This is a genomic window from Trichococcus sp. K1Tr (assembly GCF_028309625.1).
In the GTDB taxonomy this organism is placed as follows: domain Bacteria; phylum Bacillota; class Bacilli; order Lactobacillales; family Aerococcaceae; genus Trichococcus.
Window position 1 is genome coordinate 125,003 of sequence record NZ_JAQMHR010000007.1, and the last position, 25,238, is coordinate 150,240.

At 44.1% G+C, this 25,238-nt stretch carries 20 protein-coding genes; 1 reads left to right on the forward strand and 19 read right to left on the reverse strand.

What is annotated here, in order from left to right; translation table 11 throughout:
* Positions 1-155 precede the first annotated feature (155 nt).
* The 8 genes from PH235_RS11445 to PH235_RS11480 all read right to left on the reverse strand — a co-directional run bounded on the left by PH235_RS11445 (position 156) and on the right by PH235_RS11480 (position 9,633).
* Positions 156-446, reverse strand: a complete 291-nt coding sequence (locus PH235_RS11445; RefSeq protein WP_272162465.1) for a hypothetical protein — start codon at positions 444-446, stop codon at positions 156-158.
* Between the two features lie 98 nt (positions 447-544).
* On the reverse strand, positions 545-1,549 hold the full coding sequence (locus PH235_RS11450) for a DarT ssDNA thymidine ADP-ribosyltransferase family protein (protein ID WP_272162466.1): 1,005 nt from the start codon (positions 1,547-1,549) through the stop codon (positions 545-547).
* Positions 1,546-2,487 carry a macro domain-containing protein gene (locus tag PH235_RS11455; protein WP_272162467.1) on the reverse strand — a complete coding sequence of 314 codons (942 nt, stop codon included), beginning with the start codon at positions 2,485-2,487 and terminating at the stop codon, positions 1,546-1,548. The genes PH235_RS11450 and PH235_RS11455 overlap by 4 nt, the downstream gene beginning before the upstream one ends.
* Before the next feature lie 383 nt (positions 2,488-2,870).
* Positions 2,871-3,548, reverse strand: a complete 678-nt coding sequence (locus PH235_RS11460; protein WP_272162468.1) for a nuclease-related domain-containing protein — start codon at positions 3,546-3,548, stop codon at positions 2,871-2,873.
* Between the two features lie 97 nt (positions 3,549-3,645).
* Positions 3,646-4,005 (reverse strand): hypothetical protein, encoded by a 360-nt coding sequence (locus PH235_RS11465; protein ID WP_272162469.1) that lies wholly within the window; start codon positions 4,003-4,005, stop codon positions 3,646-3,648.
* 111 nt (positions 4,006-4,116) lie between these two features.
* Positions 4,117-5,193, reverse strand: a complete 1,077-nt coding sequence (locus tag PH235_RS11470) for an HRDC domain-containing protein (protein ID WP_272162470.1) — start codon at positions 5,191-5,193, stop codon at positions 4,117-4,119.
* Between the two features lie 385 nt (positions 5,194-5,578).
* Positions 5,579-7,399, reverse strand: a complete 1,821-nt coding sequence (locus tag PH235_RS11475) for a lantibiotic ABC transporter permease (RefSeq protein WP_272162471.1) — start codon at positions 7,397-7,399, stop codon at positions 5,579-5,581.
* Positions 7,396-9,633 carry a glycosyltransferase gene (locus PH235_RS11480; protein WP_272162472.1) on the reverse strand — a complete coding sequence of 746 codons (2,238 nt, stop codon included), beginning with the start codon at positions 9,631-9,633 and terminating at the stop codon, positions 7,396-7,398. The genes PH235_RS11475 and PH235_RS11480 overlap by 4 nt, the downstream gene beginning before the upstream one ends.
* Positions 9,634-9,985: 352 nt before the next feature.
* Between PH235_RS11480 and PH235_RS11485 the strand changes: the two genes are divergently transcribed.
* Positions 9,986-10,690, forward strand: a complete 705-nt coding sequence (locus PH235_RS11485) for an EAL domain-containing protein (protein WP_272162473.1) — start codon at positions 9,986-9,988, stop codon at positions 10,688-10,690.
* A gap of 403 nt (positions 10,691-11,093) precedes the next feature.
* Here PH235_RS11485 and PH235_RS11490 read toward each other — a convergent pair whose 3' ends face one another.
* The 11 genes from PH235_RS11490 to istB form a co-directional block, all read right to left on the reverse strand.
* Positions 11,094-11,399, reverse strand: a complete 306-nt coding sequence (locus PH235_RS11490; protein ID WP_272162474.1) for a helix-turn-helix transcriptional regulator — start codon at positions 11,397-11,399, stop codon at positions 11,094-11,096.
* A 342-nt stretch (positions 11,400-11,741) separates the two neighbouring features.
* Positions 11,742-12,425 (reverse strand): nuclease-related domain-containing protein, encoded by a 684-nt coding sequence (locus PH235_RS11495; RefSeq protein ID WP_272162475.1) that lies wholly within the window; start codon positions 12,423-12,425, stop codon positions 11,742-11,744.
* Between the two features lie 317 nt (positions 12,426-12,742).
* On the reverse strand, positions 12,743-13,807 hold the full coding sequence (locus PH235_RS11500) for a glycosyltransferase (protein WP_272162476.1): 1,065 nt from the start codon (positions 13,805-13,807) through the stop codon (positions 12,743-12,745).
* 303 nt (positions 13,808-14,110) lie between these two features.
* Positions 14,111-15,964: an LTA synthase family protein gene (locus PH235_RS11505; protein WP_272162477.1), complete on the reverse strand. Its 1,854-nt coding sequence runs from the start codon at positions 15,962-15,964 to the stop codon at positions 14,111-14,113.
* A 516-nt stretch (positions 15,965-16,480) separates the two neighbouring features.
* On the reverse strand, positions 16,481-18,304 hold the full coding sequence (locus PH235_RS11510; protein WP_272162478.1) for a polysaccharide biosynthesis protein: 1,824 nt from the start codon (positions 18,302-18,304) through the stop codon (positions 16,481-16,483).
* Positions 18,305-19,060: 756 nt separating this feature from the next.
* Complete coding sequence (locus PH235_RS11515; protein WP_272162479.1) at positions 19,061-20,125, reverse strand: glycosyltransferase; 1,065 nt, start codon at positions 20,123-20,125, stop codon at positions 19,061-19,063.
* A 1,259-nt stretch (positions 20,126-21,384) separates the two neighbouring features.
* Positions 21,385-22,200 (reverse strand): hypothetical protein, encoded by an 816-nt coding sequence (locus PH235_RS11520; protein WP_272162480.1) that lies wholly within the window; start codon positions 22,198-22,200, stop codon positions 21,385-21,387.
* A 308-nt stretch (positions 22,201-22,508) separates the two neighbouring features.
* The gene (locus PH235_RS11525) at positions 22,509-22,817 is read right to left on the reverse strand and encodes a hypothetical protein (protein WP_272162481.1); all 309 of its coding nucleotides are present in this window, start codon (positions 22,815-22,817) and stop codon (positions 22,509-22,511) included.
* 162 nt (positions 22,818-22,979) lie between these two features.
* Complete coding sequence (locus PH235_RS11530; RefSeq protein WP_272162482.1) at positions 22,980-23,309, reverse strand: hypothetical protein; 330 nt, start codon at positions 23,307-23,309, stop codon at positions 22,980-22,982.
* Positions 23,310-23,516: 207 nt separating this feature from the next.
* Entirely contained in the window at positions 23,517-23,807 is a 291-nt protein-coding gene (locus tag PH235_RS11535) for a hypothetical protein (protein WP_272162483.1), read from the reverse strand.
* Between the two features lie 515 nt (positions 23,808-24,322).
* Positions 24,323-25,105, reverse strand: coding sequence for an IS21-like element helper ATPase IstB (istB, locus tag PH235_RS11540; RefSeq protein WP_272162484.1), 783 nt, complete (start codon positions 25,103-25,105; stop codon positions 24,323-24,325).
* Positions 25,106-25,238: the final 133 nt, after the last annotated feature.

Here is a 25,238-nt window from a genome sequence, read left to right on the forward strand (position 1 = left end):
CTTCCACAATCAAGACCGAAATGGGACAATCACATATTTTCCAAATCAAAAAAGCCGAGGAATGTTATTCCTCGACTGTATCCAAACGTTCATTCAATTGCACACTGCCCGCTATAATTTCAGCTATTTTTACACATTCATCATGCTGTTTGCCTCTATTTACTGACGAGTTGGGCAAAATGTTCAACGTCAAGCAATAATTGCGCGAGGGCACGTTTACCATCTTCAGTAGATATTTCCCCGAGCAAAGGATAGACCACTTCGTCAGCTATAACGTCTTCGGAGCTTTCTAATTCCGCAATCGACTTATCAGTAATTTCTGCCATTTTTGCAATATGTACAGGTTGAAGTTTTCTTTCACCACTAAACAATTGGCAAACCAAGGATGGGTCACACCCATTCGACCTGCTAACCACTCCTGCGTGCGGTGGTGTTCCGCTAACCATTGCTTTACATTCCTTAATGCATTCTCATCACTTCTCATCGGTAATCACCTTCGACCTCCGCGGCTTCGCCGGAGTTAGCCAACTTGATTTAGTTCTGTTTAGAACGGTAGATCGCTTTCTTCATGACCATTATAGCAATCAGCAAATGCCAAATTATCATCAAGGTATACTTCTATTCGGTATTCCATTAAGGGCGTCCCTATTTTCCCCTTAAAAGGTCCATTACAATTATAATCAGAAAAAACTACTTCATTGGTTAATCCGGATTGAAGGTCCGTCATTTTGATTTTCAGATCGAAAGTCTTGTCCCCTAACCCATTATTGAATGTCAAAATGACTTTATCACCTGATATCTCTGCTTTACTGACATATGTCCAAAGCGAGAAAAACACAATCTGCTTATTATCAACCCTAACTTTATCTGCATACATTTCTGTTTCTGTGGGTCCCAACAAACTCAAAAGTGTATTCTTTTCTGCCTGGCTTCTGACAAGAATAAATTTTAACGCCCCATCCAACTTCAGTTCGTCCGAAACTATGATTTCCGCATGTCTGCAAGCGACTATCTCATCTCTTTCATGACTCTCAAATGGGCCCTCATGATATATCTTGGAAAATGGCAGCTCACTGAATTGCTGCGGTGCCTGGAGCAATTCATGCTCTCCGCTTTTAGCAAGACTACTTTTTGTGAAATAACAATTTGGTTTCTGAAGGGTTTCCTCTAAATCAAAAAGGAAAAAAACTGGAAAGGGGCAGTGCGCCTGAAGTGACCCCAAATTCGATTTGCTCCGGAATCCCTCATTGTTGTATTGGGTAGGTGTTCTCGGCCTAAAGTAGAGGCGAACATATTTTTTCCATTCCTCATCCGTCTGGTTGATGACCTCAATGCTGGCATTTTCATTTTCCATTATTCCCGATTCCGATGCCTTTTCCCGGGATACCAACATCCCATTTTGTAAAATCGAGACCGCATTGTTCAGATTGGTAAAGTGGAAGCAAAATGAGGTCCACACTTTTTTCTTGTCACGGTTCAAGCCAACCAACGATTTATCATTTCGAAGTTCACTGATGACCTCGCCAAAGGATGTAACAGAACCATTCATAATGTTACCTCTTCTCGATTTGCAGAATCTGTTTCGGGTAGTTCGCTGTTTATGACAGTAAGCCCAAAGATGGCTTTCCCGTTTGGATCGATGACCTTAGCCATCTCAATATAATCCAATTTCCCCAACAGATTGAACACAAGGCGCAACTCCTCGCTACGGTTGAAATGTGAAGGGAAATCCGTATCCCTTATGAATTCGGTCTCTCGCAATTTAATCCACAAATCGAATAAATCCGCTTGATAGAAAATGTGTCTCTTTCCTTCACTGGTCATTAGAAGATATGGTTCTGAGTTTGGATCATAACTGAAGTCGGATTTGCCGGCTGTATTTTTTGAAGTAATTTCCCATATCTCGTCATTTATGACCAGTTGGTTATCAGCCTCACCAGCATCCAGCAAGTCATCCCATACTTGTTCCGCACTTAAGTTACTCGGACTGCTTTGTAACCATTTTTTTGTTTCTTGAACATTCATGTGTTCCGCACCAGCAGTCCTGTCACTGTAAATATGCACGAATACATCAATCGGAAGGTCTTTTAAGTATTTCTCCATCAAAGGTCTGACTTCATTTTCCCAGTCCAATCCACCATTTCCGCAGCCTAGTTGCGGGAATGAAACAGATGTTACCCCTTTTTCCTCATATGTTTCCACGAATTTCTTGAGGCCTTGTTCGATATAAGCGATTTTGGATGGATTTCGCCAATGCTTTTTTGTCGGGAAATTCAGGATCCACTTCGTGTCTGATTTATAGATCCAAAGTTTGCCGATATCCAGCAAATGTTGCTCGCAAAATTTTTGATATTGCTTATACATGTCCGGGTAGATTTCTTTGTAACGTTTGGCAATGCCTTTTCCCATCACCCCGACTGTGTTCACGGTGTTGACAATCACTTGCGCGGGACTTTTGAAAATATCCTGTTGGACATACATCAACATCTTATATCCCCCCATTTTATCTTTACTTTACCCATACCTCCAGTAAAGTATAACATACGGACACCCCATTCAATCTATGATATTGAGAAATACAGAGCATCAAAATCAGAGTTTCCATCCCTCTCAATTAAACTGAAGACTCGCCGGAGAATAGCGTTTATAAAAATCATCAACTCCGACCAAGGCGGCTTCGCCGAAGTTCAGCCGCCCGCAATGCTTCCTCCTCCGGCTAGCATTCGCTTACCAGAGCTATTCTGTCGGGGGCAACCTGTTCTCCGATGAGCGACATCCTTATTGGAGATAATGATCCTCTACACTACGAATCCACACCTTAAAAAATCCCCGGGGAATCGTCACCGGGGATCAGTTATGCAATTCAGTATTCAGTTCTTCCAACTCATCGCATCAATATGAGCCTGTTTGGTTTGGGCGTCCGCCAGAGCAAATCTACTGAGGTCGTTGTAGATTTGGTTGATTTCCCAGATGGTCAGCCGATTCGCCAGAGAAGTCACATCCTGATTGATTTCCCTGATCAAAATATTCCGATTCATGACCTTCACTTCCGGTGAGCGGACGGACATTTTCTTCAGCTCGCAGCGATTGCTGAAAATGATGTAAGAGCGGAACACTTCGCCGCCCAGCCCCAGGTGTTTCTGTAGAACGCTGATATGCTTTTTGTTTTGCCAGATGGGATTGTAGAAACGAAACTTGTTACCGCCTTTGAGCGATTGTGTCCAGAACTTGGAGCTCTCATCTCCAAAAATCCAGCCACCGTAATTTTTGGATTCGAATACATAGATACCCGTCTCAGTGATCATAATCAGATCGATTTCAGTAGTGGTTCCGTCCTCCTTCGGCAAATAGATGTTCGTCAACAATTTATGCTGCTCTCCTAAACTCTCCAGATCGCGGTAAGTCTGATATTCTCCTTTTCGCCCAGGATCCGTCATCGTTTCATAATAGTTGTGTCCACTGGCATCTTTGTAGCCTGACTTGTTGTAATGTCTTTTAGCCAGGAAACTAAAGAGGTATAGTAGAAAGAAAAATAATAGAATTTCCATCCAAATCGCTCCTTTATCGAGAAATGAACTGTTCGTTCCTTGCTCTACGCAAGATGAATCCAATCGCTTTCCTGGTATGCTTGTTCTTCATTCATCGTTATTTGATGTTAGAACGATATTCTTGATATTTTGCCATGGTCATTTCAGGGTATTCAGTAACATTTTTTAGAGCAGAATCGTAAGACTCTTTCGATGTCATGTAACGATTATACAAATCAATTTTAGAGGTCGGGGTTGCGTCTACTGGTGCGTCTCCGTATCCGGATATTCCCAAATAAACTACTCCTTGAACAGGTGTGATTGTTTCCGAGTCATAACGGAGGATATACCAAGGATGCCCCGAACCTGCTCCCGAACTGATATTCACGAGCATGTCATCTCCTATTAAATTATAGTGTAAATAAAATCCTTGCAGTCCTGGGGTAATCGCTCTCTCATCCACAACTGTCGTTGCCAACAAAACCTTTAAGGGCAGTGGCAGCTCATTGTACGCATTTATCGCACTGCTGGCAATTTCCTGAAGGCGAGCCTCTTCTTAGGCCATCCTTCCAAATTCCTGTATTCTTGATCAAACTCCAGTCCTTCTATGCTTGTCCACTATCCCCACTATCGCCTCCCCATACTTCTCACACTTAACTTCCCCAAACCCGGAAACCTTCCTAAGCTCATCCAAACTCCGAGGCATAGCAGCAATCAACATCTCCAACTGCGCATTATTAAAAATATAATAAGCTTTGACGCCCTCTGCTTTGCTAGTCTCATACCGATATTGTTTCAAAACCTGATAAAGCGGCGTTTCCTCAATCCCAACTTCAACTCCGACGTTCTCTTCCCTATCTACAATCGCCTCACTCTGCCCAGCTCCGCCATCAACAAAATACTTCTCCGCATAATTAATAGGATTCTCCTTATGCAACCCCGCAAAAAATTCAGCCATCTCATACATCTCTTTTTCCGAAGATGCCAAATCCTTGTTTTCGCGGATCAATCTCTTGATGTATTCAATCAGCTGGTCACTGCGAATAATTTGATCTTTCACGTTTTTCGGCGCATGCTTCAGGTTTATAACCGTTTTGGGATTAGCAAGCACAATCACGGATTTGTGGAGTTCACCGAATGATTTATCGAGCGCAACCCGCATCAGCGGATTCCTTTTATTTGCCAGCCGCAACGCTTTAATCATCTCCATATGGCGCGCATTCTGCGTAACCGGACTGTAAATCCCTTCCTTTTTGCGCTTTCCATTGAAGTCCAGCTCACGGATAAACTCGCCGCGGCTATTGACCTCAAGATTGCCGAAGAGGTTTTTGCATTCGACGATAAGACAAAATTTCGTGGTGATGATGAGGTAGTCGATCTGCACCGACAGACCTTCGTGCTCGAGGCGCAGATCGTGCAGAATGATGATAGGCAGGTAGCTGTTGTTCAGCTCAAACGCGACGTTATCCTCCCCGGCAATGCCGTACGCGAGCAGCTTCATATCGCGCTCGATCTGCGGCTTTACCTTGTCCGGCGCGGTGGTGTAAAGCTGCTGCAATCGGTCCAGCTGCTTCTTTGAATCGCTGTCAGCCTTGTAAAAATGCGGTTTCTTCAAACCTACCGGCTTTTGCGTAACCAATTCTTTGAATGAATCAAAAACTCCCATCGTAATCCTCCATTCTCATTTGCGTTATTTTGTAATACGGGTTTCTTGTTAATCACTCGCTCAGGACTGAGCGAAATACTCGAAGCGCTCTTCTGTAAACAGGGGGCTGATTTAACATTGTTTTCAATTTTATTTAAGCAATTAATACAATATCAATTTTACTATATCCAAACAAATTACACTATGATTAAAAGTAATTGATTCCATATTACTGCCTTAAGATTGTCAGTGAACGGCGGCTTCGCCGGAGTTCGGGCACTCCCCCTTCCAACGCTTGCTTGTTCGGGGAACCACTCATTCTCGGTTATTAGATATCACACCATAAAAAATTCCCGGTGAGCATCGTCTCACCGGGAATCAGCTTTGAATGTCAGTACTCAGTTCCTTAAAAATATTCATCAACAGCATAGATCCCTGGCTCAAATTGGGTGTCAATCAATTTGTTTGTCATGGCGTTAAATGTATTATGATCGTCGAGCACTACGATTTTATCGTATTTTTGTATCAGGTTCAGGAAAGAGTCATCATCCATCATGAAATTCTCCACTGCTTCAACATTCGGAGAATACAAATAATATTTGCCGACATAGCTGATCAGGCCATCTTCGATAGCTTCCTTGTCGGCGCTTATCACCAAATATCGTTCTGAACTCATTGTCATCTGATTCTCGACGATTTCGGAAAATGCATAAGGAACTGAATTTTTGTACATGTTGTTGTACATCATATCGTTATTTTCGGACAGAAGCATTATTGTAGCGAAGAAAAGGAGTCCCATGCTGCTGAATTGATAGACTTTTTTCGTGGTCAAGTTTTTAAAGCTGCGATGGTTTCTGCTTTGGATCCCTTGTTCGAACAGAGAATAATCAATTTCCCGGGAAAGCACCATCATAGCAATCCCCAGCGAGAAAATGATGATGCTGGAGGCATAACGTTCAAATACTGCCAGAACGAGAGCCTCCTCCGTGGGCATGGAAAAGAGGGACATGACATACATGCCGATATAGTAGGCCACGATAATCAGATCGACAATAACGGTGCAACGCAGGATGCTGTTATTCCGCTTTACAAAAAAGCGAATACTAATATAGGAAGCGATCATCACAAAATTGAAAAGAAGGATTCCCTGAGATGGAATACTTGTGAAATCCGCCAATGCAGCCATAAATTTTTCGGTTATTTCTGCAGTAATGGAAGCATCTTTTTCCAGAAAAATCTGCTGGTAACGGCTCAGGCTCACCGCGTGCTTGGAACTGGAAAACTGTTGACCTACGTGAATGGTCCACATGATATAAGGAATCAGTGAAGCGCCATAAACTGCCAGTACGTTAGCCGGAAGATGCCAAATTTTACCGAACCATTTTCTGGCAACAACCACCGTGTAAAGATAGTAGATGAACAGGATCCCGACAAAAAAAATGGCACTGTTTTTGATCAGGCTCAAAACCGAAGCAATCAGAATAAAATAGACGGACAATGCTTTGATATTTTTGCGCATGCTATAGATGCCTGCAATCCCAGCCAGAGTCAGCAATGGGAGAAGAAAATCCACCAACAGATTGCTCATCCTGATGGAAACATTGAAGTAGTTAAAAACAGCCAGCAGGCTAAAATTCATTGCCACAACCAATGTACGGGACTCATCCCTTACAGGTGCAAATAAGGCGATGACACAACTGTAGATCAACAAAAATTGACCGATCAGCATAGCGCCGTCGCTGAAACCGGCCATTTTTGTCGCATAATACACAAAAAGAGAGCTGCCTAAAGGGTAGGAGCCAAAACTGATGATTGTGTCTGACGCAGTGGGCAATCTGGATTCCGTATACAAAAACTTTACGATCGTCGCCCAGTGCGAGAAGTTGTCAGCGTGCTCCAATTTAGTGTTGAGAAGCGTGTATGCAAAAAGCAGGAAATAAACCAGAAGACCAATATTGATTAAGTTGAGTCTTGGTTGGAAGAGCTTCTTTTTTCTGAATTTACTATACAGCCCGCAGCTGGCAAACGACCAGCCCACGATAGCTAAAACGATGGCTGTCGACTCAAGCATTCCTGCAAAAGCACCAAAATATAAAATTAGAATATTCAAACAGCAAGCAGCGATCCATCCGACTTTCGGATCAATTCCAAGGAATTGCTGCAGAAGCCACTTGAATCCATAAATGGAGAGGATGAACAGAAACATACGCGCGATTATCAGAATCATGAAATCCCCCCCATACTATTACGCCATTTATGCAGCAACGTTTCGAACGCAGAATCATTCATTAACGCAGCTAAGTTAGCGACTTCAAATGTATACTCATCTTCATCATTTTGGGCGATATAGCTTAACTCGAACGGAACGCCATCTATGTTCACATGCAGCTCTCCATTTTCTGATAGATCCTGCTGAGAAGCGAGGTAAAAATGATGATAATTGAATCTCCTGAGCAGCAACGTCACACCTGAGACGTCGACTTCTTCGTTGATTCGGATAATCGGAAATTTGCTGGCCTCATCGCCTTTACCGCCTTTACCGACTTTATCACCTTGGTCGCCCAACCTCCTGTTGAGATTGTCAATGAAACGATCGAATGAGTTTACCCAAGGATCACGGAATTGGGGCAGACTTTGATTAAAACCATCGTAGATGATCAACAAATATTGGAGAAATTCTTCAAAAGGAATTCCTTCAAGTTCCACCCCATAAACCCAGCCGCTGCTTTCTTGGAAAACCCGGACTACTTTTCCGGTAAGGTGCGTTCTGTATTTGTTTTTTTCAATCGTAAAGTGCAGCACGGCATCCTCTGGAAAATAAAGCGGGTCTTCAGAAAGGAAGGATAAGCCATCTTCTGAATGGTTTTTTGTCACTAGCTGGTATTCCTTGCTGTTATATTTCACAAGAATAGAATTTTCTGCCAGAAAGCGTTCAGACTTCCTGTAAATGGGTCTGCCCAAAAAGAACAGCACCGAAAAAGTAAGATTAAATAAATGCGTCAACAACCAAAAAGTGATGACGCTGCCGTAAAATATTTCCGATCCGTACTTGCCGTAATTGAATGTCACGATCCCAATGACAGTCAATATCAGCAAGATAAAGTGTGGGATAACATACAGGATATCTTTTTTTGATTGCACAGCAGTTTTATTTGTCACTTTGAACCGCTTCTCCTTCAATCCGATCGCCTGCATAAAAACTGGAATGATCATATACGGAGCAAAAATTGTCTCCTGAACTTCACCCCATCGCTGCGTCCGGATGTCACTGGACAAATCCTGCATCGAAAGATGGATAAAATAGTAACTCGGCAACCAAAATAGCAGCAACGTCCAGAAATCGGTATCCACAACTTTGATGCCGAAGACCGAAAAGAGGATTGGTGCCATTATGTAGATAATCCTCCTGAGGAAAGACCACCAATACAAATAACTGCTGAGAAAAATCAATTTCTGTCTGAAAGTCAGGTTTTTGTTGGTCAGAATGTGCAAGTTGTGCACACTTTGAACGACGCCTCTCCCCCATCTGATGCGCTGTTTGATTGCGCTGGGTATGTCAGTCGGCGTCAAACCGCTTGCTAACGGTTCGGTAGTGGAAATGTTCCGGTACCCTTTTGTATTGATTCTTGCTCCCAATTCAAAATCTTCTGTGATGGTATTTATAGGAAATCCGCCGGCATCATCGATCGCTTTCCGCAAAATCAAGGTGTTGGAGCCAGTGTATATTGCAGCATCCTGAGCATTATTGAGGACATTGACTTCCCTTGAAAAAAAGTCTTGTTCATTCGGAATGGAGGTTTCGGAAAAGAGATTGAACTGAAACAAATCGGCATTGTAGAAACTTTGGGGAGTCTGGATTAAGCCCAGTGGCTTTTCCCTGTCATCCGCAGCCTTCCGGATCCAATCATCTACGAAATAAGGAACAGTCTCCAGCAGAAAGTTGGAGTAAGGAATCATATCTGCATCAAATGTAGCAACCAGTGGAGAATGCGTTTGCCTTAAAGCGTTGTTCAGATTGCCTGCCTTGGCGTGTTTATTGCCCTGCAAACCAATATAACCAATAGCGAAACGACTTGCCAGTTCCCTGACCTCAGTCCGGTTGGAGTCATCCGATAAATATATGTGCACTTTGGTTTTATCAGGATATTCCATATTCACAGCCGCATTCACTGTCTTCAACAACAATGATACCTCTTCATTATGGGTAGCGATGAGAACATCCACTTCCGGAAACTGGTCAGGTAACACATCGGGTTTGATTATTCTTTTAGGACTATTTTTGCTCCAAATAAGGATTACAGCTGTAAAATTGGATATAAGCTCACTGACCCATAACAAAATTCCAAATACGAGTGCAAAAATAGATTCGTCCCATGGGAGCGTATAGAGCCCTCTCCAAACAAGGTAAACAACAGTCAGGATAAATGCCGTTACATATAAGATTTTCTTTTTTAGCTGCATGTAGACCACCTCTTAATGATATAGTTCTTCTGAATAGAATAACTGGGAAAAAACAACAAACCATCTACCATTATTTTAAGCAGAACGGTATCAACTTCGTAAGTTGGTTTATAATCCTTACTTATCGCAAACAAGTCCATACTTTCTTTCAAATCTTACATCTTAGTAGAAAGTTAAAATATCAATAATTTCAGAACAAACGTTTAGTTTAACCGAAAATACTATTTAAAACACTAGTAGCTTGCCTATTATAACTTACTTATTTCATATTATGTAATATTAGAAACTGTTGCAAACTTTTATATTCAAAAAAATACAATATTGCATTTTGATCGTATAGGGGGAAAAGTGAATGGATAAGACGCAAGAGTTGTTAGACGATTTATACCTAGTTTGTCAGCCAATCATGCTGTGTTCACAAACAAATAGTATCGACGGGTACGAGATTTTATTAAGATCAAAAAAGCTGTGTGCTTTCCCTGAAAAAATGTTCCTGTGGTTCATAGAGAAGGAAGAACGCAATTCCAAGTTGATGGCTTATTATTTTAAGGAACTGAAAAAATTAATGGGTAGCCACTGTAACACCAAACTATCGCTGAATCTGCATCCAAAACAGTTGCAACATCCTTCAACTTGGGGGTTTTTGGACAATATTTCCTTGATGAAAAGGAATGTCTCAATCGAATTGACTGAGCACTACTGCGAATTTGACCCAGTCGAAAAAGCGGATGACCTCCAAACCTATATCTCAAATCTAAAGAATAGAGGTTTTACATTAGCGATCGATGATATAGGGAGTGGCCAAAACAACTTTGAATTAGTATCAAAAAATATTCAAAATATTCATACTATTAAAATCTCATTGTTACAATTCAAAAACATCAATGAAGATATCATGTTCAATTTCTTGTCCAGCTGGCTTAATTTGTCACACCATTACCATCTTAAATTGATTGTTGAAGGCGTTGAGTCAGAAAGCGTCAGCAACAAGCTTAAAAACTTAGGATTGGTATATCAGCAAGGCTATTACCATGGGAAAGCCCAAATATTGAGCTGAGCTTTCCTAACTAGCCCCACCCGACTTAGCCAGGTGGGGCTGTTTTTTGCGGCCGGAGCAGCCGGCCAAGCATTCTGCGCTCTCTCCTCCGATGAGAGGCGCCGTCGTCGTAGTTGGCGCCGATTTCTGGGGCTGTCCTCCGGGGAAGCTTCCCTCGCCGGAGCTGGTGCATCACTTCCCGGCGTTACCTCCGGGGACGCACGGTTTCGCCGGAGTTCGGTCCCCCCCAAAAAAAACTCAACTCCGACCAGGGTTTGCTGATTGGGGTTGAGCTTATTATGTAGGTGTTTAGCTTCGGTTGGAGTAGGTCTCATCGGAGGTAGGCACACCTTTGAAGTTTTTAAGGTATCATCAGGTTCAATTCTTTTGTTTCTTGCTGTAGGTATTCAATCAGAAGTAAGCATCAGCGAATTTCGACGTGCACATCTTTTCCTAAGCCCTTAGCGATTTTGATAAGAAAATCTAATGAAGGATTGTAAGAACCACTCTCAAGTCTAGAAATATTAGACTTTCTGGTTCCAGCTCTTTTAGCCAGCTCTTCTTGAGTCATCTTCATACTTTTTCTTGCTTCAATGATCTGTGAAATCAATTCGTATCTTGGCTGCAGCTTGTTGTATTCCTCTTGAAATTCAGCATCTTTCATCATTTGCGCTTTAATGTCGTCAAACTTTACTCCTGCGGATTTTGTTTTAACATCGAATTTACTCATCGATACACCTTCTTTCATAATCTTCTTTATATTTCCTTGCTCTCTCTCTTTCTCTTGGCAGTAAGGATTTGAAAAAATCTCGTATCATTACTTCCACCGGCCACATGTTATCATATACGATAACTTTATTCAATGATTTAAATGCACTTATCAAATGCGTTTGCGAAATGGTACCTTATAAAAATGCAATTTTTTCTCTATTTAGGTTTTCCTGCCGGAGGAGAACACCCAAAAAGATTATCACCTCCGACCACGGTGGCTTCGCCGGGTATTTGGATATCACACCATAAAAAATCCCCGATGAGTATCGTCTCACCAGGGATCAGTCATGCCTTTCAGTATTCAGTTCTTCCACCTCATCGCATCGATGTGCGCTTGCTTCGTGGCGTCATCTGCGAGGGCATATTTGCTTAGTTCACTGTGGATCTGGTTGATTTCGAATATGCTCAAACGATCAGGCAGCTGCGCCATATCGTCCTCGACCTCTCTAAACAGCACATTCCGATTCATGACCTTCACTTCCGGGGAATGGACAAACATTTTCTTCAGTTCGCAGCGTTCGCTGAAGACGATGTAAGAGCGGAATACGTCATTGCCCAGTCTCAGGTGCTTTTGTAATGCGCTGATGTGCTTTTTGTTTTGCCAAATGGGGTTATAAAATCGATACTTTTTCCAACCCTTGAGTGATTGGGTCCAGAATTTGGTATTCTCGTCCCCAAAAATCCAGCCGCTGTAATTCTTCGATTCGAACACATAGATGCCTGTTGCCGTAATCATGATCAGGTCAATTTCAGTGGTGGTACCATCTTCCTTGGGCAAATAGACATTCGTCAACAATTTGTGCTCCTCGCCGAAACGTTCCAAACAGGAATAAATCAAAAATTCCCCATTGCGCCCAGGATCCAGAATCGTTTCAAATAAACTGTGTCCGCTCGCGTCTTTGTAGCCTGAGGATTTGAAGCGACCTTGGTTAGGCGGAATTCTGCCCAGGAGGGCCCAGAGTAAAAATAATATCAGAAATTCCATATGTTCGGCTCCTTTATAGAAGAATGAACTGCTTTTGCATAATGCGTATATGATAGAACATCTATTCGGTCATATTGATCTATGCTAATTCGACTATTCTATGCCCAGACCGGCCTGGCTGGTAGAAGAAAATAGGATTCTCTGATGGGATTGCCTTGAATGATTCTCACCTCCGACGAGAAAGGTGCCTGTCGAAGGTGAACCAGTCTAAAATGTTTCCAACTCCGATGAAGGGTTTCTCGTCGGATTTGGTGTAGCTGGATGTATGTTCTTCTGCGGTCAGGGCAGCCTCGTCGGATGTGGGCACACCTTTGGCGTTATAACTCGCGGATGATATCCCCCATCGCATTATGGTATGCATCCAGATTCTCTCTGGTGATGTTCGCCGCGATCAGATCGGTGATTGCCTGCATATCGATGCGCGCTAAATCGGATTCCTTGATCGATACGGCGACTCCCCGCCGCTTCAGTTCTTCTATGTTTTCGGTATCTTCCAGGACGCCTTCCCTTTCGATCAGCACGAGGTGCCTTTTGGAAAGCAGTGCCTCTGATATGGTGCCCCAGCCGGCTTTGGCGATGATGATATCACTTGCGGCAAGGTAGTTGTTTGTGTCGAAGGTTTCGACAGGGAGATGGACGACTGTGGCATTGGCGGTAGCGGTGATATTGATGCCGCTGGTGGCAAAAATGGTGCCTTCATAGTTGTCGACCTCGATGGTGTCCAAGTTTGCAGACTTGCCGCAGGTTATGAAGATGCTTGGGCCGTATTTTTTTTTGATGTCGGCGATGCGGTCGGAATCAAAGCGGCGGCAGATGAAACCGACTTGTTTTCTTGGGACATCCAGATCGTGGGTCGGTAGCATCAGGTCGTACTCGATCAGGAGGTCGAGTTTGGCGTAGACTTCCCGGAAACGGGCGATGATGGTTTCGGAAAGGCCGAGGAACTCGTACTGTTCGCACCAAGTGAAGTTGGAGATGCCGATGTTGCGCACCCCTAATCTTTCCCCCACTTGAATGCCGATGACGCTGATGTCACTGATGACGCAGGCGACGGGCAAATCGCTCAAAAATGCGACTTCCTCGGTTACAGCCATGTCCCAACCGGCCATGAAGTCGTTCAGTTCCTGCTTGAGCTGCGGGATGTCGACCTGCAGGCTGTTCTGCTTGTTGACCAGGCCGACTTCGGTGCAGAGGTCCTTGAAGACGATTCGGTCTCCGAAACGCTTCAGATAAAACCGGGCGAAGCTGTTTTGATAGGTGCCGCTCGCGAGATAAATCAGATGATCGGTCGTCTCCAAAAATTCCTCGATGATTGCCAGGCAACGGGTCATGTGCCCGAAACCATGGGATGATACGTAAAATGCAAGCCATTGGTTGTGCATGGTATGCCTCCTTTTTATTTTTGTTCTTTTATTGGATGGTCGTGCTGCTCCGATGAGGAAGACCTTCGCCGAAGTTCAGCTACATCAAGATAGCTCTCCTCCGGCTAACATTTGTTCACAGGAGTTGAGTAATCCGGCATTGTGTTTTTCTCCGGCGAGCGGAGCGCTCGTCGGAGCTGACACCCTCGGGTATTCTTTAATATCCATTATACCAAAAAAAGCCACCAGAAGAGTGTTCATCTTCTGGTGGCTGTTAGGCTAACAAAATTATTTGTTGCTGACTTTCCCACACCACTAACGAATTCACTTAAAAAAATCATTTTCTAGACTGTAGCGTTTCCCGGTCAATACGTCATATTGGATTTGATCATAGTCCAATAAAATTTCACGCGCTTCTTCAGACAGGTCTTCTCTGGATGATACATACACCCCTGTTTCTGCATTCAAATACATGGATTTTTCAAAAGCAGGGACTTTTGACTGAAGTGTTTCCAGCAACGCATCGAAAGGGGACAATCTGGTCTGGGTCATTTCCAGCACTTCCGTGTAGAAATAGATTGGGCTAATGGTACCCAGGTCTTTATAATTACTCTCATAATTGCTGAAGATGCGCAAAGGTGTTTTATGCATATCTGGGACTGTGTTGGCCTCATATACCTTTCCACCAAATACACTTGATAAATGATCGCCCCAGAATACGACAACGATCGGTTCATCCAATTCGGCCAATTGTGATGTAAATAATTCCAGGGATTGGTCTGAATAGATAAGGTCCTGAAGGTAATTACGAGCATCTGGGTCCTTTATTCCGGACTCTGAATATGTTGGAATTTCCGTATATTTATCCGTATACGGGGCATGATTTTGCATCGTAACCAGATGGATAAAATCTTTCTCTGGGGTCTCGACCAGCTTTTGGAGGACTTGTTCATAAGCTGCTTTATCGGAAATATAAGGATTCGCGTCAATCCTTTCAGTAAAACTCATTGTGGTGTCGTAAATGAACTCATCAAAGCCAAGAACATTATAATTTTCTTTCCGCTTGTACATCGTCGTATTGAAGGGGTGAATAGCTGTCGTAGCATGACCAGCATCCTTCAAACGCGAAACGACAGACGGAAAGCGTTCGATAGTAGACAGAAACTGCGTGTATGGGGAGGTAATATTCGCAGGAAAAGGCTCCATCGAAAAACCGGTCAAAGCTTCAAATTCTATATTGGCTGTCCCACCGCCATAACCAGGTGAAAGTATCTCTCCATTATGGGAGCTGTCCGCCAAAGCTCTGACAAAAGGAATCGGATCCATTTTCAGGTTAATCCCCTCTAATTCAGAAGGGTCCGAAAAACTTTCATTCATCACAAAAATGACATTTACATCCGGTTCTGTTTTGTCCCTATCCTCATTGATTTCATCTGCAATGGCTTGGTATTTTTCATGAAGATCAACGATTTTTTTTGCCGAATAATCTGTCGGCTCTTCCATCGAATCTGATGGAAGATTATACAGAAACCCTGCGACAAAACCATTCGCGTAATAATTATCCAATTGGCTCCAAGGTATCCAAGCACTTTTCTGTTCATAGGCTCTTTTCAACAAATTACCTTGTTGTTGAAATTGCCCAATGTAAAGCAGCCCTAAAGATGTCACCAGCAGGATGGCTAAACGTTTTTTTTTCGGCAACAGCGGGGTTCTTTTTTTTATGTTTCTGCGGATCACAAGATAAAACAAGAATCCACAAAATAAAACAAACGCCAACGCTGCTGCTACGGTCTGTCCAGATACCATCTCAAGTAAAGATTTACTTGCGGTGATCATTTTCAAGTCACTCGGATACAGCGGCTCGGTGCGCTGCCGCGTTTTTTCGAGGTTGACAACCCCCGTTATGCCTCCGACCAGAAGCAGGAGCAAATTTGTCAACGCGACATCTCCCAACAGAGCCCACAACCATGAGCCCAGCAGCAGAAGAACACTTGTGCTCAAAACCAGCGTACCGCGAGTAGGAATCACGCCACTATTATTGATTACAGAAAGCGTGGTGTCTAGAGTATATTGCAGATACATTTGAATAATAATTACGATGAAAATTAGACTTACAAATTGCAGAAGAAACCTTTTTTTTCTGCCCTTACGTTTTTTATAGTGTATTCTTTTTTCCAACTATGTTTCACTCTTTCTTTAGTCATTCAAAAACATAACCACTGCTATGTTTAATTTATCGATTACAAATAGTAATTATACCATAGGTGGTATTCTTATACACGATAAAGTACAATGATTTATAAGAAAATTCGTAAAACGCAAAACACCCGGCAGAATATCCGAAACGTAAAAATAGGCGCCAACAGAGTTCACTCCGCTAACACCTATCCCGCCAGTCACTAGTGCTTTTCAGCGACTACTAGCGTCTCTCCCGCCGGAGGAGAACACCAAAAAAGATCCTAACCTCCGACCACAGCGGTTTCGCTGGAGTTAGGCTGCCCCCACCACGCATCCTCCTCCGGCCAACATTCGATCCCCGGAGTTAAGCTACCTAGCACCATCACCACTTCCGACGAGCGCCATCTCCGTCGGAGCACGACACGCAACAAAAAAACAAGCACACCCCCAACCAGCAACTATACTGGTCAAAAAAGATATGCTTGTTTTACAAATAAATAATTACTGGCTCAATCCTTAGACGTTCTCATTTGCGAAGGCAATTACTTCGTCACGAAGGTCATCATGGCTCAAACCACCAAGTGATTCGACAAATTTCAAGACCTCTTTTCGGTCATGCGTTGTGGCGTTCCCGACGAATATTTTATCGAAGACTTGATTATCGGACAGTTGCCCATCGACCAACAGTTCTTCGTAAAGCTTTTCACCGGGTCGAATACCTGATTCCACAATCGGGATTTCAGCTTCCGTATAACCCGACAACTTGATCATTTTGCGCGCCAGGTCAGATATTTTGACAGGTTCACCCATATCTAGGATGAAGATCTCTCCACCTTTGGCCAGAACACCCGCCTGAAGAACCAGTCGGCTTGCTTCCGGTATCGTCATGAAGTAGCGGATCATGCGCATATCGGTGACAGTGACTGGGCCGCCGTTTTCGATTTGTTCCTTGAAGACAGGGATTACACTGCCTCGGCTTCCCAATACATTCCCGAATCGTACTGCGGCGAATTTCGTTTTCCCCGGTTCGTTCAATGAAGTGACCAGTATCTCTGCTATACGCTTCGTCGAACCCATAACGTTTGTCGGGCGGACCGCTTTATCGGTGGAGATCATCACGAAACTCTGCACACCAGCAGCTTTGGCAGCTTCAGCCATGTTTTTTGATCCGTAGACATTATTTTTGATTGCTTCATGCGGATTGTATTCCATCAGAGGAACATGTTTATGTGCAGCCGCATGGAATACGTGGTCGGGTTTGTATTTTTCCATTACCTGAAAAATTCGGTTACGGTCTTGGATATCCGCGATGATAGGTATGATAGTAATCGTGCGTCCATATAAGTTCTTTAATTCTTTATCGATCAGATAGATCGAGTTTTCCCCATGACCCAATAAAATCAGCGTTTTCGGGCTGAATTTTGCAATTTGACGGCAGATTTCCGATCCGATCGAACCACCGGCACCACTCACCAAGACCACTTCATTTTCCAATTGCGCTCCAATTTTCGTGCGGTCCAATTGCACTTCTTCACGTCCCAACAAATCGACAACATCGATATTTCGAAGGCGGCTGACGGTCAGTTTCCCTTTCAGGACATCCTCAATACGGGGCATCTGATTCACTTTTACATTTGCCTGATTGCAGTAATCCAAAATGGCTTCCAACTCTGGCGGCTTCAATGATGGAATGGCAATCGTCACTTGATCGATGGCAAACTCCTTCACTAATGCCGGGATGTCTTCTTTCGTACCGACTACCGGGATGTCGAACAGGCGGGAATTCGCCTTATTTTTGTCGCCATCCACAATACCGACGATTTCGATTTCACTCGGGTTCCGCATGATGCTGTTGATGAAAATGCTTCCTCCATCACCGGCACCGACAACCAACGTCCGGACCGTATTTTCAAAGGACAAGTTGTTCTTTTTGAGCTTCCCATTATTCCATTCGTGATACAATCTCCACACCACACGCGAACCGGGTATGAAGACCAGACTGAACATGTACATCAAGAAAATGTAACGGAAGCTGACACCTTTGATGAAGACTAAGGTAAGGAGTGCTGAAATCGCATAGGAAATCGTCATCAAAATCGTTGATTTCCCGACTTCATAGACACTCGTGTAGCGGATGATCCTTGAAAACAGGTGATACTGCAGCCCAAGAATAATATAACTACTGACACAGACACCTACCATGACGTAAAAAAACGTATTCGGCGGTGCAATATAAGTCTGGATCAACCAGTAGGCCAATAACGCAGATACGAAAATAAAAAATGAATCCAGTAAAATTAAAACAATCGATTTTTGTTTACGTGATAACTTAAGCGGCATATCTCACTACTCCTCCTAAAGAAACTTCTCTTAACTCTTGTTAGCTTCCCACAACATCTCTACAGCATAACCAGTTCAATAGGAGCCTTCGTATAAACGTTATCCCCATTGAGAATGTTTTTTACATTGTTCGGAAATAGGCTGCTTTCCCGTGACCAAAACAGCTTCAAACTGAGCAACTACGTCCTTTGACTTTGTGTGATTTAACATACGGCGTCGCGAGTGCGAGATGGTCAGATTGAAGTTGGTGTTGGAGATAACATCCTCCACAATTTCCTTGCTGCTTACAACCATTTATAAGGAAATCCAACAGATGAATAAAATTCTCCTACTGTATAATATTGTACTATATCATTTTTGAAATAACTATAAATATTTTACTAAAATTCCGAATAAGTGCTTATGCTGAATTCCATGGTGGCTGGATTACATTGAAAATAAATTTGTTGGCAAAACTGTCAGTTGCCGATCACTAAATAGTGATTTATTAAAAAACGCCTAATCAACATAATCTTAAAATGTGTCTATTTTTGAAAATAAAACAACAGTGACGTTCAGAAGCAATAACCGCGTTGGATTTTATGAGCCCTCTTCTTTTTATGATTGCCACCTCCGACCACGGTGGCCTCGCCGGAGTTCGACTTGCGAAAAAAGAGCTCACCTCGGGCCAGCGTTTGTTGGTCGGCGGTGAGCTTTTTATGTTGGTGCTTTGCTTCGGTTGGGGTGGTTCTCATCGGAGCTGGCACACCTTTGGCGTTATAATTCGCGTATGATATCCCTAACTGTATTCTCATATTCATCCAGATTCTCTCTGATGATGTCCTCTGCTACTAGCTCCCTGATCGCATTCATATCGATCCGCACCAAATCGGATTCTTTGATCGAGACTGCAACGCCGCGACATTTGAGCTCTTCGATGTTTTCGGTATCTTCCAAAACGCCTTCCCTATCGATCAGCACTAGGTTCCTTTTGGAAAGCAGGGCTTCAGATATCGTACCCCAGCCGGCTTTGGCGATGACGATGTCGCTGGCGGCGAGGTAGTTGTGGGTGTCGAAAGTTTCGACAGATAGTTGGACGACAGTGGCGTTGCCGGTAGCGGTGATGTTGATGCCACTGGTGGTGAAGATGTTGCCATCGTAGTTGTCGATTTGGATATTTACCAAGCTAGCTGATTTGCCGCAGGTGATGAAGATGCTTGGGCCGTATTGGGCTTTGATGGCGGCGATGCGGTCGGGATTGAAGCGGCGGCAGATGAAGCCGATCTGTTTTCTTGGGACGGACAGCTTGGGTGCGGGCAGCATCAGGTCGTATTCGATCAGGAGGTCGAGGTTGGCGTAGACTTCACGGAAACGGGCGATGATGGCGTCGGAAAGGCCGAGGAACTCGTACTGCTCGCACCAGGTGAAGTTGGCGATGCCGATATTGCGCACACCCAGTTGTTCCCCCACTTGGATGCCGATGGCGCTGATGTCACTGATGACGCAGGCGACGGGCAGATCGCGCAAAATGGCGACTTCCGCGACGACGGCGGTATCCCAGCCGGCCATGAAATCGGTCAGCTCGTGCTCGAGACGCGGGATGTCGACCTGCAGGCTGTTCTCCTTGTTGACCAGGCCGACTTCGGTGCGGATGTCCCTGTAGGTCACGCGGTCACCAAAGCGCTCGAGGTAAACGCGGGCGAAACTGTTCTGAAAGGTGCCGCTCGCGAGATAAATCAAGTGATCGGTCGTCTCCAAAAGTTCCTCGATGATCGCCAAGCAACGGGTCATATGCCCGAAGCCGTGGGATGATGCGTAAAATGCAAAGTATTGGTTGGTCATGGGTCACCTCTCATTATTAATTCAATTTCTTGTTCATGATTCTATTTTAAGCTATATCAACAATTATTGATATCCGCAGCTAAAATTACCACTATTGACAGGGCACTTACCAGTCAATGACACGAAAATTACCATCGAGTTCCATGGGCGTTACCACATGATACAATTAAAAAAAATTGAATAATAGCCGCTGCGAAATAAGGAATCCATGGCTCTTTTTCCGTCAATTTGGTCCATTTTAGCCGTTACGCTGGTATTTTTCTGCCGAAATATTCAAATATCTCAGCTCCGACGATCTGCTCTTTCGCCGGAGCTGGAGATCCGAAAAGATACCTACCTCCTGTCAGCTTGGCTTCACCGTACTTCAGTGATGCGGAAATTGACTAGCTCCGGCCAAAACATTCTCATCGGAGGTGGAGTAATCGAGGAGAGTTCTTTTCACCCGGATATGAGGCTCTGTTCATCTGCAACATGCTCCACCAATGACAGAATACTTACCATTCAATGACACGAGAATCACCACAGAGTGCCACGGATGTTACCACTTGATACGATTGGTGGAAATGGTGGCTTAGCTACAAACAACTGGTAATCTCTTCGCCGAGAGTGGTAACAAGCTTTGCATTTGCTGGTACATTTCTCTGCACAAGTGGCTCTATCCATTTGCAATATTCAACTTTGGCGAAAATGTTCAATCTTAATCATTGGAAACTGTTCAATTCAGTTTGGCGCTAGCATTTTTCAATGATCGGTAACCAGGTTCGTACTTGGTGGCTCTCCTTCATGCACTCGCCGGCTCCATCATCCGCACAGGTGGCTCTATCCATTTGCAATATTCCTCTCTGCCATAGTGGTCCATTGCTCACAATCTAGTACAGAAAAAAAGCTAAGTCTCCTGCCTACAAGCTTGGGGACTTAGCTTTTTTTCTTATGCTTATATATTGTCATCAGTGTTGCCGCCCTCCTCCGGTGAACCATACTTCCACCGGAGGAGAACATCCCAAATGATGATCACCTCCGACCACCGCGGCTTCCTAGGAGTTTAGCCGCCCGCACTGCTCCCTCCTCCGGCCAGCATTCGCTCTCCGGAGTTGAGCTAGCCGACACATGGCTGTCTTCCGATGAGGGCCCGTCTAATCGGAGTTGGCTCACTCCCTCTCCCGCTTGCCGCAGCAACACTTAGAGGTGTTGAAGGAAAAAAAGAGAAGACCGACCGCCATCCACAGGCAATCACCCTTCTCTTTTACATCAACCTCTTTTCAAAATAATGCTTCCAGTTCCAAAATACAGCTGGATTTGATGACAACTCCGAGATTGAACGGCGGATGCGGTGAAGCCGCTGCGGGCACGTCACCCCTCTCCGGCCGGTCATCCGTTATTGGGTGCGGCGCCGTAGAGAGCGTGCCCAACAACAGGATACGGTTTTCGTCAGGATAAAAATTCCCGTCCCGATCGAAGTAGCCGTTCTCCTCGATGATGAGCACCGGGGAACCATTCGTGCCCGGCACAGCCGCAGCATCTATCAACAATTCTTTCTTGCCCTTATAATCCATTCTGGGATGCGTGGCCGTCACACCCCTTCTCAAAATGGGCCTGTTGTTTACCGCATCCCATAGTCCATCAGGAAAGCCTGCCGTCACGACTTCTTCCATTGCGTCCAGCTCATCGAGTTGTTCCTCCGTTGGAATCAAATCCATCCCGATTATCGTAAAGAACAGCTCTATTCCCTTAGTTTGTGCTTTAAGGACTAGCTCGTCTATCGGCAACGCACACAAATCAACTGCAGGATCCGGATGCATCACCCACTTTTTTTCAAATTGGCTCAACACTACTTTGTGTTGTTTTTTATCATCAGGATCCCCATCTTCGCTTTCTCTTGTGAAAACAAGTTTTCCTTTTTCTGCACCTCTCACGACGCTCTTATTGGTGATGATTACCGTGATGCAGGTATTTGCTTCTTCATCCTGTTTGAACTCAACTACATATCCTGTCCCCGCCGTAACCTGATTATTTTTCCCCGTGCATTCGATTCTGACCGTTCCATAAGACAGTATTTCTCTTAAGGTTAATTCCACATTTTTGCTCCTCTTATCATGCATTATTTTTTGAAATGATCGGGTATGTGCGCTGTTTTGAATGGAATGACTGGCGCACATTACGGCGAAAGCGCAGGGCTCAAAGACACATGTTCCGAATCGATCGGATGTTCAGCCAAGGAAATCTTACCGGGGAACAAGTATGGTGTGCCACAGCGCTCCGGACTGGCCGCGCTTGTTCGGAATTCGGCTATCCGGCGGACAGCTCTTCGATGGGTCACAACAGTAAGAGGCGCAGACCGAGACAACCGGGCTGTGCCTCTTGCTTATGCGAACTTATGATTGCCTTACGCTTCGATTGCTAATGCGGCGGTTGTAGGTTCGGGTGGATTTGTGCGGACGTTCAATTTGTGGTCGACTTCGCTGAGCAGCAGATCCAGAAATTCTTGATGGTAAGCCTCTTTCTTGCATACAGGAACATTTTTCATGAAGGCGGTCAGGTTCTCGAGGGCATGGCTGAAATTACTTGCGTCTTCATCCGTATTGAATATATACTCGCAGCGTATGTTCTCTTCTGTCTCCAGGTAGTTGACGAAAAATCTTTTGTCATATTTCCGGACACCACAGTAAGGTGCAACTAGTTTAAAATTTGGCATGCTATAGGTTTCCTCCGATAATTTATATTATTCGTCTCCCGTTAAATCGCTTTTATTTATATTTGAATTAGTTATCTGGTACTCATCCCTCTATTGTTGATCGACCGGTGAAAAATGACAGAGCACCGTTGTTGACACGGCTCTGTTCCTTTATGATAGCCTTTATTCGATCGCTGATAACAGTGCTGATGGGATTGCTGCTGCGGCTGCTGCGGCCCCACCTGGGTTTGTGCGGACGGACAGTTTATAGTCCACTTCTTTAAGCAGCAAATCCAGGAAGGCTTGATGATAGACTTCTTTTTTGCGTACGGGAATGCCTTTCATGAAGACGGTCAGGTTCTCGAGGGCCTTGTTGAAATTATTTGCATCTGCATCCGTATTGAATACATACTCACGGCGTAGGTTCTCATCCGTATTCAGGTAATAAACGAAAAAATTCTTGTCGTATCTGCTGACACCGCAGTACGGTGCAACCATCTTAAAATTTGACATGTAATAGTATTCCTCCAATAATTCCGATTTAGTTAAAACGCTTTCATTTAAATTCAAACAAATATTTGCTGCCGATTACTCGTCATTGCTGTTGTTCAAAAGTGAGCATTCCGCTGCAACTCGTTCCCGTCGCATCAATGACTGCACACAGTCAATTGTATCGGCAAAACAGTGTTTAATCATCTACCCCCAAGTAATTTGTAGTTATCAGCTTGCTTCTTGCTCATCCTCAGGAGTCGCCTCGTGCACGATCAATTCGTACTCTTTATCCTTGATAATTTGTTCCAGAAATTCCAGATGATACAGCTCCTCTTTCCCTTTCGGTACGTTGATCATAAACGCGTCCAAATTTTTAGCTGCATTGCAGAATTCCTGTGCATCTTGCACATTGGCAAAAACATACTCCCTCGCCAAATCTTCCGACTCCAGATAAAAAACCTTTACCGCATCACCTTCCATGTGCAAACCACAATAAGGTGAAATGACATTAAACTTCATTCTGTATCCCCCAACTCATATTTTTTGGATAAGCCAACAAAAGTATGCGCTTTCATTTATCATAAAAAACCAAACGTTAGTTTATAAGCATACAATATCCCTAAGGAAAAGATCCAATATTTTTGCTTAACGATGACTAACGTCCCTATTTTTAACTTTAAAATCAAGTTTATTCTTTTTATCAACTAACCCTCAATTAGAATACCACAGGTTTATTCAAAAGAAAAGCCCTTTTTGAATTTTTTTAAACAAATGTTTTACAGGCGTAATCAACTAATTTTTCATCGCTAATTCCAGCGTTTTTTAACCAATACAGGCAACCATATGCAGCCGTAGCAAGGAATTTCTATCGCGCCTCAACAACTGCTGCAAACTTGTCGGAGGTCTATTGCTCTCAAGCCACTCTTCTTCGATTCTACGCTTGGTTGTCAACACCGGTTCAAAAATGTTGTTTTTCACCGGTTTAAAAAATGTCGTTTTTCAGCGGTAAGACGATGTTGTTTTTCACCGGTCGATCACGGAGGATCGTCCGGTGTTTTTTTCTTGGAACGCTGCTCGCGTTCCAGCTTGTAGTCTTTCATGCGATATGAGTTTCCGGTGATCTGGAATACTCTGGAATGGTGGATCAAGCGGTCAAGAATGGCTGCTGTCACGGCGCTGTCCTGAAAAACGTCTCCCCATTTGGAAAAGGGAATGTTAGTCGTCAGGATGGTGGAATGCACCTCGTGCCTCAACCGGATCAGTTGGAAGAGGAGACTGGCCTCTTGTTTGGCAATAGGCAGGTAGCCGATTTCATCGATGATGAGGAGCTCGTAGTTCGCATAACGTTTTAAAATCCGTTCGAGTGTTCCTTTTTCATAAGCCGATTGGAGCTTTTGGATCAGCTCATGACAGTTGATGAATATGGCCTTAACGCCTTGATGGCAGGCTTCAACGCCGAGGGCAGTCGCCAAATGCGTTTTCCCGACACCTGAATTACCGATGAATATAATATTTTCGGCTTTCTCAAGAAAGCCCATGTGTTGGAGATCCAGAATTTCATGCCGGTTGATGCTTGGCTGAAAGTAGAAATCGAAGTCTTTGAGTGCACGAATGACCGGAAACCGCGCGTTTTCTACAGCACGCTCCACTTTCCGATCGGACCGAAACGCCAGCTCTCGATTGGTTAATTCCAGTAGGGCTTCCGTGAAGGGAATCGCTTCACGGTTTACGACTTCCTGGTAGTTGGGGAAGTATTCGCGCATCCGAAGCAGACCGAGTTTTTCAAAATTATTGAGGAGTTGGACATGGTTACTCATTGCAGCACCTCCTACACATCATCATACTGCGCCAAAGAATTTTCAATGAACGCATAGATTTCTTCGTCCTCTTTATGCTTAAACACATCAGACTTCAAAATCTCGTAGGCGTCATGAGTGTCGTACGTATAGG

Coding starts and splice junctions, on each gene's coding strand:
- PH235_RS11445 (WP_272162465.1), bottom strand. CDS start 446: ATGGTTAGCGGAACACCACCGCACGCAGGAGTGGTTAGCAGGTCGAAT.
- PH235_RS11450 (WP_272162466.1), bottom strand. CDS start 1,549: ATGAATGGTTCTGTTACATCCTTTGGCGAGGTCATCAGTGAACTTCGA.
- PH235_RS11455 (WP_272162467.1), bottom strand. CDS start 2,487: ATGTTGATGTATGTCCAACAGGATATTTTCAAAAGTCCCGCGCAAGTG.
- PH235_RS11460 (WP_272162468.1), bottom strand. CDS start 3,548: ATGGAAATTCTATTATTTTTCTTTCTACTATACCTCTTTAGTTTCCTG.
- PH235_RS11470 (WP_272162470.1), bottom strand. CDS start 5,193: ATGGGAGTTTTTGATTCATTCAAAGAATTGGTTACGCAAAAGCCGGTA.
- PH235_RS11475 (WP_272162471.1), bottom strand. CDS start 7,399: ATGATTCTGATAATCGCGCGTATGTTTCTGTTCATCCTCTCCATTTAT.
- PH235_RS11480 (WP_272162472.1), bottom strand. CDS start 9,633: ATGCAGCTAAAAAAGAAAATCTTATATGTAACGGCATTTATCCTGACT.
- PH235_RS11485 (WP_272162473.1), top strand. CDS start 9,986: ATGGATAAGACGCAAGAGTTGTTAGACGATTTATACCTAGTTTGTCAG.
- PH235_RS11490 (WP_272162474.1), bottom strand. CDS start 11,399: ATGAGTAAATTCGATGTTAAAACAAAATCCGCAGGAGTAAAGTTTGAC.
- PH235_RS11495 (WP_272162475.1), bottom strand. CDS start 12,425: ATGGAATTTCTGATATTATTTTTACTCTGGGCCCTCCTGGGCAGAATT.
- PH235_RS11500 (WP_272162476.1), bottom strand. CDS start 13,807: ATGCACAACCAATGGCTTGCATTTTACGTATCATCCCATGGTTTCGGG.
- PH235_RS11510 (WP_272162478.1), bottom strand. CDS start 18,304: ATGCCGCTTAAGTTATCACGTAAACAAAAATCGATTGTTTTAATTTTA.
- PH235_RS11515 (WP_272162479.1), bottom strand. CDS start 20,125: ATGACCAACCAATACTTTGCATTTTACGCATCATCCCACGGCTTCGGG.
- PH235_RS11525 (WP_272162481.1), bottom strand. CDS start 22,817: ATGCCAAATTTTAAACTAGTTGCACCTTACTGTGGTGTCCGGAAATAT.
- PH235_RS11530 (WP_272162482.1), bottom strand. CDS start 23,309: ATGTCAAATTTTAAGATGGTTGCACCGTACTGCGGTGTCAGCAGATAC.
- PH235_RS11535 (WP_272162483.1), bottom strand. CDS start 23,807: ATGAAGTTTAATGTCATTTCACCTTATTGTGGTTTGCACATGGAAGGT.
- istB (WP_272162484.1), bottom strand. CDS start 25,105: ATGAGTAACCATGTCCAACTCCTCAATAATTTTGAAAAACTCGGTCTG.